The organism is Paraburkholderia sp. BL9I2N2 (genome assembly GCF_004339745.1).
In the GTDB taxonomy this organism is placed as follows: Bacteria; Pseudomonadota; Gammaproteobacteria; order Burkholderiales; family Burkholderiaceae; genus Paraburkholderia.
Window position 1 is genome coordinate 1522267 of record NZ_SMGP01000002.1, and the last position, 12477, is coordinate 1534743.

A 12477-nucleotide genomic window follows, 5' to 3' on the forward strand; every position below is an offset into this window, starting at 1 on the left:
CCAACAGGGCCATGGCATCGAACGACGCCGCGACCCATCCCCTCTCAACGCGTTCAGGCGGCGACGATCAATCGTAGAGCACGGCTGCGATCTTCGGATCGGTCATATTGGTCTTGTCGTACCAGTAGAAGCCCGTGTCGACTTTCTTGGGCAGCTTCTCGCCCTTGAGCGCCTTCACCGCGGAGTCGACCACGCACTTGCCGATGCCGACCGGGTTCTGCGTAATGGCGCCGGCCATCAAACCGGAATTGATGTCGTCCTTCTGCTCCTTGCCGGAGTCGAAGCCGATCAGCACCAGCTTTTTGCCGGATTCCTTGACTCCGATCGCGGCACCTGCGGCCGAGCCCTCATTCGCCCCGAAAATGCCCTTGAGATTGGGGGTGGCCTGGATCATCGTCTTGGCAATTTCCGCCGACTTCAAATGGTCGCCGCCGCCATATTGGACTGAGACGATCTTGATGTTCGGGTGCTTCGATTTCATTTCATTCAGGAAGCCATCGCGGCGATCGATGCCGGTGCGGCTCGTCTGATCGTGCACGATCACGCCGACTTCGCCGGCATTGCCGATCGCCTCGGCCATCTTGTCGGCGGCGAGGGCGGCCGCTGCCAAGTTATCCGTCGCACACGTCGTCAGCGGAATATCGCTGTCCACGCCGGAGTCGAAGGCGATCACGGGTATCTTGCCGGCCTGCGCGCGCTTTAACAGCGGAATGGCCGCCTTGCTATCGAGTGCGGCGATGCCGAGCGCCTGCGGCTTCTTGGCGAGCGCGGCCGAGAGCATGTCGATCTGCTTGTCGACCATGGCCTCGGTTTCCGGCCCCTCGAAGGTGATCCTGACGTTGTGCTCCTTGGCCGACTGTTCCGCGCCGGCTTTGACGGCCTGCCAGAACTGATGCTGGAAGCCCTTCGAAATGAGCGGGATGTAGGTGTCCGCATATGTCACGCTCGTCCCGCCAATGAGAGCGCCAACGCCGACCACGACACCGATTAGTTTTCTTTTCAACATGGTGTTTCTCCTCCTAAGATGGGCTATCAACTTCAGCCGTTGGGGAGCTTATGGCGCTCCATTCCTTATCCTGCCCCGCGTCGCGTCAGCTTTTCTTGCGCCGCAAAATATCGCCGTAGACCGCGAGAATGATGATGAGACCGGTCACCACGATCTGCCATTCCTGCGCGACGGACATGATGCGCAGACCGTTGGTCAGCACGCTCATGATGAACGCTCCGATGATCGTGCCGAGAATCGTGCCCGCGCCGCCGCTAAGAGAAGTCCCGCCGATGACCACGGCCGCGATCGCTTCGAGTTCGTAACCTTGGCCTAGCGCCGGCTGAGCCGAATTCAGGCGCGAGGCGATGAGCAGACCGGCCACGCCGCAAATCGCTCCGCTCAGACCGTAAATAGCGATCTTCCACCGATCGACATTCACGCCGGAGAGGCGCACTGCCTCTTCGTTGCTGCCGAGCGCAAACGTGTAGCGCCCAAGCGCCGTGCGATTGAGCGTGATCGAACTCACCACCGCCAGGAAAAACAGAATCAGGACCGCGTTCGGAACCGGCAGGCTCGGCAACAGGTCACCGATCAGCGAATCCTGCGAGATCATGTAGAAGTTTTCGGTGTCGGTGAAATAGATCGGCTTGTCGGCCGAGACGACCAGCGAAAGCCCTTTCAGCAGCATCATCATGCCGAGCGTGGCAATGAACGGCGGTATTTTCATTTTCGCCGTGAGGGTGCCCGAAACGGTCCCGCAGATCGCGCCCGTGCCAATCGCGGCAAGGACGCCGGTCCACATCGGCAAATGCCAATAGGTCAGAAACACGCCGCAAATCACCGCGGTAAAAGTCATCAACGTGCCGACCGACAAATCGATGCCTCCGGTAATGATGACGAACGTGCAGGCGATCGCCAGCACGCCGTTGACCGCCGTCGCCTGCAGAATCCCGAGCATGTTGTCCATCTGCATGAAAGCGGGAGACGCGAAGCTGAAAAACACCAACAGCAGGATCAGGCTCCCGAAGGCGAGCAGCTTTTGCAAAGCGGTCGGCGTGAAGACGCGGGCTCTAAGGCTCGAGGACCTCTTTTTATTGCCCAGCGCCGAAGTGTCCGATTGCAGTGTCATAAGAGACCTCTCGAGGCTCACGCCGCGTTTAGGGGTTCGCGCTGCGTGGCCAGTTGCATGATGCGCTCCTGGGTCGCTCCCGTCGCCGGAAGTTCGCCGGTGATGCGGCCCTCGCACATCACGACGATGCGGTCGCTCATGCGCAGGATTTCCGGCAGTTCCGACGAGATCATTACGATTGCCTTGCCCTGATCCGCGAGCGAGCGCAGAAGCTTGTAGATTTCACTTTTAGCGCCGACGTCGATGCCGCGCGTCGGCTCGTCGAAGAAGAGCACGTCGCAGTCGCGCTCGAGCCATTTCGCAATGACGATTTTCTGCTGATTGCCGCCCGAGAGCAGCCGCACCTCCTGCGTCGCGGAAGGCGTGCGAATGGCGAGCAGATTGATGAAATGCGCGGCGGTCCGGCGTATCTGCGTACGGCGCAGGAAAAAATTCAGCGACAGGAATTTGCGCAAGTTGGACATCACGATGTTCGATTCGACGCTCATTCCGGTCGCGAGGCCGAAGCGCTTGCGGTCTTCAGACAGATAGCCGATACCGCGCGCCACCGCATCGCTCGGATTCCTGATCGTCGCTTTCACGCCTTTCACGACGATCTCGCCCGATTCGATCGGATCGGCGCCGAACACGGCGCGGGCGACTTCGGTACGACCGGCGCCCATCAAGCCCGCAAAACCCAGTATCTCGCCCTTGCGCAGCGCAAAGCTCACGTCTCTGACCAGCGGGCCGGCGTTCAGATTGGTGACTTCGAGTGCGACCTCGCCCTGGTTGGCGATGTGTTGGGAAGGCGCGGCGTCGGTCAAGGTGCGCCCGACCATCATGCCGATGATCGCCTGCACGCTGGTGTCTTTCGCCTCGACCGTTGCCACATATTCACCGTCGCGCAACACGGTGACGCGATCGGCAATCTGCTTCAACTCATCCATCTTGTGCGAGATATAGACGATCCCCACGCCCCGGCTCTTCAGCTCGCGGATGATGCGGAACAGCTCGGCGATTTCGGCGTCGTTGAGCGCCGAGGTCGGTTCGTCCATGATCAGGACGCGCGAGTCGTAGGACAAAGCCTTGGCGATCTCGACCATCTGCTGCTTTGCGACAGTCAGCGTGCTGACCACCGCGCGCGGGTCGAGACTCACATGCATGCGGGCGAGAATGTCGTGCGCCTGCGCGTTGAGCTTGTCTTCGTCGAGGAACAGTCCGAGTCGCCCGCGTGGCTCGCGGCCGATGAACATGTTCTGCGCGACGGTCAGATGGTTCATCAGCTGGAGTTCCTGATGAATGATGCCGACGCCCACGGCCTGCGCCTCGCGCGGGCTCTGGAAATCGACCGGCTGGCCTTCATAGATGATTTCGCCGGTATCCCGCGTGTACACGCCGGCGAGGATTTTCATCAACGTCGATTTGCCGGCGCCGTTCTCGCCCATTAGCGCGTGGACTTCGCCCGTCATGAGCTCGAACTGGACTTCGTGAAGCGCCCTCACGCCGGGAAAGCGCTTGCTGAGCCGTTTGACGGAAATGAGCGGGGTCATGATGCGGATCGAACGACAAATCCGCGAGCGCCGCTGGCCTCATTGCGAGGAGCGGATCGAAAAAACGTGGAACCCCGCTGCGCCGGGCGCCGCCGGGTATCGCAGTGCAAAGACGGACGGTGCAAAGCGCGGTTGAAATCGCAACGAGAAGCCAGACGCATTGCTGGGCCCTCAAATCGATGTGCCACGATTTTACGACGCTGGACCTCGCCGGCTCAAGGTTAGGCATTCCCTAATAGGACGAGACTCCTGAATGCGTCGCTTGCCTGCTTCCCACTATTTGATTTGTCGCCGATTTCAGGCCGATGCGTTGGCCTTCATATCAGAACAGTTGAGCGCCGAGCTCGCGCAGGCTGTTCCACTTCACGGTGCTGACAAAAGTGCGACCCGTGGTGTCGAGCGATTCAATCATCGCTCGCTGGCCGCGCGCTTCGGCGACAACGCGCACGATGCGCGCCTGGTAGCGCAGCAGCGCGCCAATCGGCGGGCACAGCGCTTCCCGGCGGATCCGCGATCGTTTCTTTTCCATACCCAATCTATCTAGATGTCCAGCGAGTTGCAGGGCCGCCGACTATCCACGGCGTCTCTGCGCGTGATGCTACCAGGTTGGCCGGCAATGGTCCAGGCCGTCTAGCGGCGCTCGGCTTGGCCTCGCGTTGCACCGACCGTCGGCCGCGAAGCTTACGTTAGCCTGAAGCCGTGCTAATTCATCGCTAATTCAAGCCCGATACCCTCATCGTCATGGTAACGATGGGGATGACCCATGGCCGACGTGCTTGAATGGCTCATAGATATCTCGGTGGCGAGCGCGAGTGCCGCAGCCACCGGCTCGATCTTCCTGCTGCTGGTCGGCGTGGCCTGCGAGACGCGCCGGCACGTCGTCAAACATCGCGATGCCGGCAGGATGGAAAAGCGCAGCGCCTTGTGAAAATCGGTGCAATTGCAACGACCGCGGCAGTTCGAACGCCTGCGCGCCGACATCAATGAACGCGAACACAGGCATCGGGATCAGCGAGCCAGTCTTAACGACAATCCATTCTCATATATTTTTACAATGCAAAGATGACTTGACCGCATCGCCCCACCATACGATAATCTTACCGATGTAAAGATTTTACGCCCGAAGTGACCAGCACGGTGATTCGATCAACGGATACCGGCTGCACAGGCTGAACGGCATGTAGTCCGTGACGTATGGGTCGATATTTTCAGCACGAAGATTTTGACTTTCCCCTTTCAGTCGGCCAATATATCTTTTCACTGTAAAAATACTGCTCGCGACCAACAACCATGAAAGAAGCAACGTCACGCCGCAAAGCGTCCGCGTCTCCAAAAACTACTGCCCCAGCCGATCACTCGTCACGCGACAAGCCCTATCATCACGGCGCCCTGCCCCACGCGTTGCTGGAAGCGGCGGAGGTCGTACTACGGCGCGACGGCATTCGCGGTCTGACATTGCGCGCTATCGCGCGCGAGGCCGGCGTATCGCATACGGCGCCCCAGCATCATTTCGGCGACACGGCTGGGGTGCTGAGCGAACTTGCCGCCAGCGGACACCGGCGGCTCGCCGCTTCCATGGCGGAGCAGGCGGACGGTATCGAAGCGGGCCAGGCGCGGCGCAAAGCCATCGCCCGCGGCTACGTCAGCTTCGCGGTGGCCAATCCGGATTTGCTGCACCTCATGTCGCGCAACGAAATGCTCGACGCGGCGCGCCCTGCTCTTGCGCAGGCGCGGCAAGTGTCGGCGCGCGCCCTGGCCGGCGTATTCAGCGCGCCCGCCGAACGCACGGAGGAGGATAGATCCTCATTCGGCCGAACCACTGCGGCTCAGGCCATCGCCATGACTGCGGGCTGGGCCTACGTTCACGGGCTTGCTTTGCTTCTGATCGATGGACGCCTGAATGCGCTGGCCGCATCCGCCGACGGCATACGGAGCGCCGAGGATCTGGTGGAAGCCGCGATCGAGCACGTCCAGATCGTTCCCGCCGAGCCCGCGGGCAAAGGCCGAAAATGAACTCGAAGGCTCACGACGCGATGAAGCAACGCTCATGCTGAAGCCAATAACGGGAACGCGTGCTTCCTCTCGCGGCCTCGCCACTCGTTCCTTCTGACGTTCACATCCATGCTCAAATCGCTCCGCAACCAACTCGTTATCGCAATCGGCGCCGTGGTGAGCCTGTTCGCCATTCTGCAGGGCGTGAGCTCCTACCAGTTCTGCGTGGCAGGCATGAGCGCGGTGCTTGATCTGCGCATGGAACAGGTCGCATCGCGTTTGCGAGTCGGCTTCGGCGACGGCATCCCGACGGTTCCGGCTCGCGGGTCGCAAGACGCCCGCGATATTTTCATCGTCATCTGGAAAGAAGGCGAAACACAGCCCGTACGATCCACCGAGCCGTCGCTGCTCCTGCCGCGCGATGCGGCCACTGGTTTCACTTCGCCGGTGGTCAATGGCGAACGGTGGCGGATCTATACGGCTCGCGACGGCGCTCAGACTGTCCAGGTCGCGCAGCGCCTGTCAGTACGCCATGAGATCGAGGAGACCGCCGCGACCAAGACCCTATGGCCGATCGTCGTGTTGATTCCGCTCGTCTGGGCCGCGGTGATCTTTGTCGTGAGTCGTTCGTTGCGGGAGCTGAATCGGCTCGGCAACGAGGTCCGCGTTATCGACGTGAACCATCTGCAAGCGTTGCCGCTCACGGGTGTGCCCACCGAACTGCTGCCATTCATCCGCTCCATCAATCTGATGATCGAGCGGCTTGCCCGCTCCGTCGAGAGTGAGCGCAAATTCATTTCCGATGCGGCGCACGAGTTGCGAACACCGCTCACGGCTCTGCAATTGCAGGCTGATAATCTGCAACGCGACATCATGCCCAGCAATCAGGAACGGTTTCGCGCGCTTCAAGGCGGGATCACGCGCAGCAGCAATCTGATTTCGCAGTTGTTGCGGCTCGCGCGCGCGGACGCGCCGCCCGTCGGCCAATCTCTGACACGGGCGATGGTCAGCGTCGATGTCGCGGCCGCCGTCGTCAACGCCATTGCCGACGTGTTGCCGATCGCCATGCAGCGTGGCATCGATATCGGCGCGGACGAAATGGTCAGCGCCAACGTGCGCGCAATCGAACTCGACGTCGGCACCGTGATCAAGAACCTCGTCAGCAATGCGGTTCGCTATACGCCCGACGGCGGCACGATCGATTTGTCGACCCGCGTGCAGAACGGAATGGTGGATGTCGAAGTGACGGACACCGGTCCCGGCATCGACGAAACCCTGCTGCCCCGCGTGTTCGATCGTTTCTTTCGCGCCAATACGGACATTGAAGGCAGTGGGCTCGGGCTCTCGATTGTGAAGGCGATTGTCACGCGGTATGGCGGGACAGTGACGCTCCGCAATCGCAGCGACGGACAGTCCGGCATCGTTGCGACGGTCAGTTTTCCAATTGAACCGGCCGATGCTGCTTGATGGGCGGCGTACCCAGTTGCCGGAAACAACGTCGCGCGATCTTGCGGCTCTACCTGCTCGGCGCATAGCATCACCCGGCGTTCATCGCCATCGCTCACCGCTCATTTGCAACTCATTCTTCGCGCCTACGATGATCTTCATCGACGGGCAGCGCTTCATTTCAAGGCCATTCATTCATCACGCTCGTCGTACTAACGAACGGAGCAGGTCATGTTTGAAAAATTTGCCAAGAGCTTATGTTCACTCTTCTTCGACTCACGAGACCGTCAACGCGGCGCGTTTCTGGCCGAAGCGGTCGATTTCGCCGACCTCGAAAACCGCATGCGAATGCTCGAGATGAACCATCAACCGTTCGCGTTTTATTCGCGCGACGCGTCCCGAGTACGGGCCGATTGACCCGCCTCGACCGCGGCACGGAAATGAAATAGCTGAGCGTGAAACGCGGGTGGACTGCGATGTCGGTCCGTGCCCGCGCACATTGCCGGAAACCGGGAAGCCCAGTACGGTCGGCATTCGATATCGCCATAGGCCCGGTTAAACACCGAGTCCAGTTGACGGCTCGCAAGCGTTGAACCGGCGATTACCGCCCGACATGTGTCGAGCGTAATCGCCGGTTGCGTTTTACTGTCTGCGTCATTGTTTAGTGACGGAGGTAAATCGAGTTCAAGCCCACGTTCGAGTTCGGACGCAGCAGTTCGGCTGGCATTGCGCCGACGTGCGCGCCGTGGTTACCGATAGCCGGAGTGGTATGCGTCGACATCGGCGGTGAATCGACACCGACGACTTCGTAGGCCACCATCTCGACCTGCATTTCATCGACCTGGGTGACAGGTTGTGCGAACGCCGCAGTCGGCAAAGCGATCATGGCGGCGAGCAGTGTGGTGCAGAAAAACTTGTTCATGGTAGTGCTCCTTCGAAGTTGCAGCTTCATTCCGGGTATGGGATACGGCATGGGCTATTGCAACGTCGCTTGCCAGGTCGATCCCGGCGCCGTCCGCAAATTAACGGCGGCAGATCGATGCGGCGAAGTCACCGCGGCATCGATCTTTTCCACGACGATTGCCAACCACGAGAACATATTGCGCGCCCGGAATTAGCGCTGAATGAGGGAGCCCGGCTTACCCGCCCTGTCCTTCGGCCAGCCCCGCCCGCACCGCTTCGTGCTGCGCCGGACGTTCGAGATCGCGGGCTCGCATGCGCCCGCGCCGCTCCATCCATTGCGCGCATTCCCCGACGATGCCGCGTCTGAACAGCAAGACGCAGGCTACGAACATCACGCCGGTCAGCAAACTGACCGACTCGCCCAACCCCTGAAACCACGCGATCTGCGTCACGTCGGCCAGCCAACCGCCGAACGCAGCCAACCTGGATTCCAGCACGACGACGATTACTTCGGACGCTGAGTTCGCCCTTCCATTCCAACAACCCGCCGCGGTCGACTGAGTCGCCTTATCTATTCATCGACGGATTGAACATGGACGTTGGAGTTCGTACGTGAAACGCGTATGCGCACGAACCATGGGCGGTTCGCGTGGGCGCCGGCTGAAGATTGAAGATGTGTGCCGGCCAGGCGATGGCCGACCGCACAGTGCTCCTGGTCGGCCCTAATTGACGTTACAGCCACTTGGGCACGTCGACACGTGCATAGTTGTGAAGTTTTTCTATCAAGGCGCTTGCGTCTGCATCCACGGAAATCGAATGCCGATGCGCCGCCGGCAGGAATTTCGTGTCGACCATATGGTCGATAAATCCCAGAAATGCTGCGAAGAACCCGGCAGTGTTCAATAGACCCACAGGTTTGTCGATCTCCGAGAGTTGATTCATCGTCCACACCTCCATCAGTTCTTCAATGGTGCCGATGCCTCCTGGCAGGGCGACGAATGCATCAGCAAGCTCGACCATTCGTTCTTTCCGGCTACGCAAGGTCTGCACGATTTCATGGTGAGTCAGACCCGAATGCGAGTGCCCGCGCTGATGCAGGCTTTGGGTAATCACACCATGTACGTTGCCGCCTGCAGCCAGAGCAGCATCGGCGGCAACGCCCATCAGACCTTTTGTCGTTCCGCCATAGACGACGGTTATTCCCGCTTTTCCCGAAGCCCGACCGAGTGCTCGCGCACCGTCAGCGAATTCTTCGCTAGCGCCGTAGTTTGATCCACAAAACACGGCGACGCTTTTGATTGAACGTGTCGGCATATCGCGTGTGAACTCCCTTATAGTGACGGCAAAAGATTGCATTCAGATCCGAGGCAAAGCGAAACAAAGTGCGCTTGCAGCGCTTGATCGATCTTGCGCGTCGCCTCGGCGACGACCTTCGGTCCCGCGCCTGTTCCTTCGACGGAGAAAAAAGTCAGATCATGCAGCCCGGTGGTGCACAGAATGAGCTTTAGATAGGGAGTCAGAAAATCCAGTTGTCGCGCATGCTCCCCAGAAAACTTTCTGCCCGAGGACACAGCAACAAAACCCGGACGGTCGCGTAGTGTGCCTTGTTTTCCATCCTTGGTCATGTTGAAAGTTCGACGGGCTCGGACCAGGTGATCTATCCACGCTGTCAACGCAGAAGGAACGCTCAGGTTGTGCATGGGCGTTCCAATGACCACAATGTCTGAACTCCCCAGCTCCGTCGCTTCGAACTCTGGACGCCCCTATGCCTCCCACCAGGCGGTGCAACTCTGAAGCACGATACAGGCGACCATTCTACAAACCGCATGGCCGATCAAAAAGGTCCATGAATCGACATATCAACTGAGCCATAATTCCGCAGGCTCGCTCACCGTCGTTTTAGATTGCTTCGAGCGGTCACTCCGGTTCATCATGGCGTAATCCCCCTTTCCCCTGCTTCCGTAAAGCTAACCAGTCCATATGCCCGTCGCCAAGAGCAGCAGCATCTCGCCGTTGGATCCGACAGCGGCCGCCCCGTTTTATAGACAGATCTACGATCGGTTTCGCGCCGCGATCGCCAGCGGGGTGTTGAAACCGGGCGATCGAATACCTTCGGCGCGTGCGCTGACCAAGGAACTGGGTTTGGCAAGAGGCACTATTGAGGCTGCTTATTCTCTACTAGCGGCAGAGGGATATATCCAGCCGCGTGGTCAGGCTGGAACCATCGTGACGCCCGACCTCAAACCGCGAACGCCCGTTGCCAGTGCGAAGCCACGGGCCGACAGCAGCATGGCCGCGCCCAGTTTTCGTCCGGATTCGATCTGGCCGTTCCAGATGGGCTTGCCCGCTCTGGATGCGTTTCCTCGAAAAATCTGGGCACGCCTGGGTGCGCGATGCGTACGTGCCATGCAGCCATCGGACATGGTTCACCCGTCTGTATACGGCCTGCCGGAACTGCGTACCGAGATCGCGGCCTATCTTCAGGTTTCGCGTGGCATCAACTGCTCTCCTTCGCAGATATTCGTGACGTCGGGATATCGTCATACGATCGAGTTGATTGCTCATGCGCTGCTGAAGGCAGGAGACCGCGTTTGGCTTGAAAATCCTGGCTATCCGCCTACTCGCGAACTATTGGGGAATATGAATATCACAGCGGTCCCGGTGCCTGTAGACCGGGACGGCATGGTCGTCGCCGACGGACTCAAGCTGGCGCCACGGGCGCGCGCGGCGGTGGTCACGCCTGCACATCAGAGTCCGCTATCCGTGTCTTTATCGTTGCCCCGCCGTCAGGCATTGTTGGACTGGGCCACTCGGAATAACGCATGGATCGTCGAGGATGACTACGACGGCGAGTACCGGTATGTCAGCCGTCCTCTACCCGCTTTAAAAAGCCTGGACCGCGATGGACGAGTTCTCTATGCAGGCACGTTCAGCAAGGTACTTCTTCCGAGTATCCGGCTTGCCTATCTTGTCGTGCCGGAAACGCAGGTCGAGCGGTTCGAGCAAATCATTCAGGCTTTTGCGGGCGGTAGTCCGGAACTAACGCAGGCCATCGTCACTGCCTTTATCAAGGAAGGGCACTTCGCACGCCACATCCAGCGGATGCGGAAACTCTATGCCGAGCGTCGGGAGGCAACGGTTGCGGGCCTCGAAAGCGTGCTGGGGAAACACATGCGGATCGATTCGCAACCAGGGGGAATGCACTTGATCTTGCGATTGCAAGGTCGACGCTCGGATCGCCGGTTCGTTGCACGCATGCGGGAAGACGGCCTGTACGCGGAAGCGTTGACGGACTGGACCATGGGCACTGATGGAGCTTCGGCCTTACTTCTCAGCTTCACGAATATCGACACGCAGCGCACCGCCGAAAATCTCGGTAGACGTATTTTGACGCTGATTTAACGGTGGCGGCAACCGTCAAGACAGGCGCAATCATGGCCTAGTTGATAAGACGGTTTATGGTTCTTCTACCATAGGCCAAGATGGATCACGATAGAGTCTCTCAATCATCAAACAGAGGGATTCGTCATGAGCCATCGTATCGACTACGCTAAAGCCTCGCCGGAAGGTTATAAGGCCTTCGGAGGCGTGTACGTCACGCTTCAGAAGTCCGGCCTTTCACAAGAACTCGTCGATCTCGTGTATCTACGTGTTTCGCAAATCAATGGCTGCGCATTTTGCATCGATATGCACACCCGCGATCTGCTCAAGCTCGGCGTGACGGTCGACAAGCTCGTACTCGTGCCCGTGTGGCGCGATTCGGGTGAAGTCTTCAGTACCCGCGAACGGGTCGCGCTCGCCTGGGCGGAAACGGTAACGCGTGTGGCCGAAACCCACGTTCCCGACGCCGAGTATGAAGCCGCAGCCGCAGAATTCAGCGACAAGGAACTCGCGGATCTGACCTACGCGATCGGATTGATGAACGCCTTCAATCGTTTCGGGATCACGTTCCGTACGCCCCCGGCTGCTGCTTCCAAAGCTTGAGTTCCCCATTAGCGGACGCCTCACGCATGGCAGTGTCTATTCGGTGGCGTTCGCTTCTTCAAGGAGTGGCCGGGGTTGAAGCTTTCCGGCCCACATTTACATCAGTGGATCGAGCCGGATGTGGCTCCCGCTTCGGCGGCAGCCACACCTGGCGATTCAACGAACGGATCTGTCACCCATGTCATGGGCATTACTTAGTATCGCCGGTATTCTTGAGATCGCATTCGCCTTTGGCATGAAGTGGTCTGAAGGTTTCACGCGATTGACACCCGCACTGTTCACGGTCGCCACCGGCCTGTCGAGTGTCTTTCTTCTTTCAATCTCGCTCCGTACGCTGCCAGTGGGGACAGGCTACGCGGTCTGGACCGGCATCGGAGCGGCGGGTACCGCGATACTGGGCATGGTCGTGCTGGGCGACTCCGCTGCGCCGATGAGGGTGCTCTGCATTGTTCTTATTCTCGCAGGCGTTGTCGGACTCAAGTTGGTCTCGGGAAATTGAACGAGCA

General features: G+C 59.5%; 15 protein-coding genes and 1 pseudogene. 8 read left to right on the plus strand and 8 right to left on the minus strand.

What is annotated here, in order from left to right:
• Positions 1–67: 67 nt before the first annotated feature.
• From B0G74_RS28760 to B0G74_RS28770, 3 genes are all read right to left on the minus strand, one after another.
• On the minus strand, positions 68–1006 hold the full coding sequence (locus tag B0G74_RS28760; protein ID WP_132378606.1) for an ABC transporter substrate-binding protein: 939 nt from the start codon (positions 1004–1006) through the stop codon (positions 68–70).
• Between the two features lie 85 nt (positions 1007–1091).
• On the minus strand, positions 1092–2117 hold the full coding sequence (locus B0G74_RS28765; protein WP_132378608.1) for an ABC transporter permease: 1026 nt from the start codon (positions 2115–2117) through the stop codon (positions 1092–1094).
• A gap of 17 nt (positions 2118–2134) precedes the next feature.
• Entirely contained in the window at positions 2135–3646 is a 1512-nt protein-coding gene (locus B0G74_RS28770) for a sugar ABC transporter ATP-binding protein (RefSeq protein ID WP_132378610.1), read from the minus strand.
• On the opposite strand from B0G74_RS28770, the gene B0G74_RS45880 reads away from it, so the two are divergent.
• Positions 3645–3782 carry a hypothetical protein gene (locus B0G74_RS45880; protein WP_165923937.1) on the plus strand — a complete coding sequence of 46 codons (138 nt, stop codon included), beginning with the start codon at positions 3645–3647 and terminating at the stop codon, positions 3780–3782. The genes B0G74_RS28770 and B0G74_RS45880 overlap by 2 nt on opposite strands.
• Before the next feature lie 186 nt (positions 3783–3968).
• Here B0G74_RS45880 and B0G74_RS28775 read toward each other — a convergent pair whose 3' ends face one another.
• Positions 3969–4175: a hypothetical protein gene (locus B0G74_RS28775; RefSeq protein WP_106278507.1), complete on the minus strand. Its 207-nt coding sequence runs from the start codon at positions 4173–4175 to the stop codon at positions 3969–3971.
• 234 nt (positions 4176–4409) lie between these two features.
• On the opposite strand from B0G74_RS28775, the gene B0G74_RS45885 reads away from it, so the two are divergent.
• The 4 genes from B0G74_RS45885 to B0G74_RS28790 all read left to right on the plus strand — a co-directional run bounded on the left by B0G74_RS45885 (position 4410) and on the right by B0G74_RS28790 (position 7501).
• Positions 4410–4574, plus strand: a complete 165-nt coding sequence (locus B0G74_RS45885; RefSeq protein WP_165923938.1) for a hypothetical protein — start codon at positions 4410–4412, stop codon at positions 4572–4574.
• A gap of 473 nt (positions 4575–5047) precedes the next feature.
• The gene (locus B0G74_RS28780; RefSeq protein ID WP_243658335.1) at positions 5048–5659 is read left to right on the plus strand and encodes a WHG domain-containing protein; all 612 of its coding nucleotides are present in this window, start codon (positions 5048–5050) and stop codon (positions 5657–5659) included.
• A gap of 108 nt (positions 5660–5767) precedes the next feature.
• Entirely contained in the window at positions 5768–7105 is a 1338-nt protein-coding gene (locus B0G74_RS28785; protein ID WP_132378614.1) for a HAMP domain-containing sensor histidine kinase, read from the plus strand.
• Positions 7106–7315: 210 nt separating this feature from the next.
• Positions 7316–7501, plus strand: coding sequence for a DUF3563 family protein (locus B0G74_RS28790; protein ID WP_132378616.1), 186 nt, complete (start codon positions 7316–7318; stop codon positions 7499–7501).
• Positions 7502–7745: 244 nt separating this feature from the next.
• Here B0G74_RS28790 and B0G74_RS28795 read toward each other — a convergent pair whose 3' ends face one another.
• The 4 genes and pseudogenes from B0G74_RS28795 to B0G74_RS28810 all read right to left on the minus strand — a co-directional run bounded on the left by B0G74_RS28795 (position 7746) and on the right by B0G74_RS28810 (position 9723).
• A complete protein-coding gene (locus B0G74_RS28795) occupies positions 7746–8006 on the minus strand; it encodes a hypothetical protein (RefSeq protein WP_132378618.1) in 261 nt (86 codons plus the stop codon).
• 217 nt (positions 8007–8223) lie between these two features.
• A pseudogene (locus tag B0G74_RS28800) lies at positions 8224–8505 on the minus strand (hypothetical protein); the annotation flags it as partial.
• 214 nt (positions 8506–8719) lie between these two features.
• Entirely contained in the window at positions 8720–9343 is a 624-nt protein-coding gene (locus tag B0G74_RS28805) for a TIGR00730 family Rossman fold protein (RefSeq protein WP_243658336.1), read from the minus strand.
• A complete protein-coding gene (locus B0G74_RS28810; RefSeq protein WP_132378620.1) occupies positions 9319–9723 on the minus strand; it encodes an NAD(P)H-dependent oxidoreductase in 405 nt (134 codons plus the stop codon). Before B0G74_RS28810 ends, B0G74_RS28805 begins: the two co-directional genes overlap by 25 nt.
• Positions 9724–9967: 244 nt before the next feature.
• On the opposite strand from B0G74_RS28810, the gene B0G74_RS28815 reads away from it, so the two are divergent.
• From B0G74_RS28815 to B0G74_RS28825, 3 genes are all read left to right on the plus strand, one after another.
• The gene (locus B0G74_RS28815; RefSeq protein ID WP_132378622.1) at positions 9968–11389 is read left to right on the plus strand and encodes a PLP-dependent aminotransferase family protein; all 1422 of its coding nucleotides are present in this window, start codon (positions 9968–9970) and stop codon (positions 11387–11389) included.
• Between the two features lie 126 nt (positions 11390–11515).
• Positions 11516–11971 (plus strand): carboxymuconolactone decarboxylase family protein, encoded by a 456-nt coding sequence (locus tag B0G74_RS28820; protein ID WP_132378624.1) that lies wholly within the window; start codon positions 11516–11518, stop codon positions 11969–11971.
• A 178-nt stretch (positions 11972–12149) separates the two neighbouring features.
• Positions 12150–12470, plus strand: a complete 321-nt coding sequence (locus tag B0G74_RS28825) for an SMR family transporter (protein ID WP_132378626.1) — start codon at positions 12150–12152, stop codon at positions 12468–12470.
• The last annotated feature ends 7 nt before the right edge of the window (positions 12471–12477 follow it).

Excerpts from the sequence above, each read along its gene's own strand:
- B0G74_RS28760 (WP_132378606.1), bottom strand. The coding sequence starts at position 1,006 with ATGTTGAAAAGAAAACTAATCGGTGTCGTGGTCGGCGTTGGCGCTCTC.
- B0G74_RS28765 (WP_132378608.1), bottom strand. The coding sequence starts at position 2,117 with ATGACACTGCAATCGGACACTTCGGCGCTGGGCAATAAAAAGAGGTCC.
- B0G74_RS45880 (WP_165923937.1), top strand. The coding sequence starts at position 3,645 with ATGATGCGGATCGAACGACAAATCCGCGAGCGCCGCTGGCCTCATTGC.
- B0G74_RS28770 (WP_132378610.1), bottom strand. The coding sequence starts at position 3,646 with ATGACCCCGCTCATTTCCGTCAAACGGCTCAGCAAGCGCTTTCCCGGC.
- B0G74_RS28775 (WP_106278507.1), bottom strand. The coding sequence starts at position 4,175 with ATGGAAAAGAAACGATCGCGGATCCGCCGGGAAGCGCTGTGCCCGCCG.
- B0G74_RS45885 (WP_165923938.1), top strand. The coding sequence starts at position 4,410 with ATGGCCGACGTGCTTGAATGGCTCATAGATATCTCGGTGGCGAGCGCG.
- B0G74_RS28785 (WP_132378614.1), top strand. The coding sequence starts at position 5,768 with ATGCTCAAATCGCTCCGCAACCAACTCGTTATCGCAATCGGCGCCGTG.
- B0G74_RS28790 (WP_132378616.1), top strand. The coding sequence starts at position 7,316 with ATGTTTGAAAAATTTGCCAAGAGCTTATGTTCACTCTTCTTCGACTCA.
- B0G74_RS28795 (WP_132378618.1), bottom strand. The coding sequence starts at position 8,006 with ATGAACAAGTTTTTCTGCACCACACTGCTCGCCGCCATGATCGCTTTG.
- B0G74_RS28805 (WP_243658336.1), bottom strand. The coding sequence starts at position 9,343 with ATGCAATCTTTTGCCGTCACTATAAGGGAGTTCACACGCGATATGCCG.
- B0G74_RS28815 (WP_132378622.1), top strand. The coding sequence starts at position 9,968 with ATGCCCGTCGCCAAGAGCAGCAGCATCTCGCCGTTGGATCCGACAGCG.
- B0G74_RS28820 (WP_132378624.1), top strand. The coding sequence starts at position 11,516 with ATGAGCCATCGTATCGACTACGCTAAAGCCTCGCCGGAAGGTTATAAG.
- B0G74_RS28825 (WP_132378626.1), top strand. The coding sequence starts at position 12,150 with ATGTCATGGGCATTACTTAGTATCGCCGGTATTCTTGAGATCGCATTC.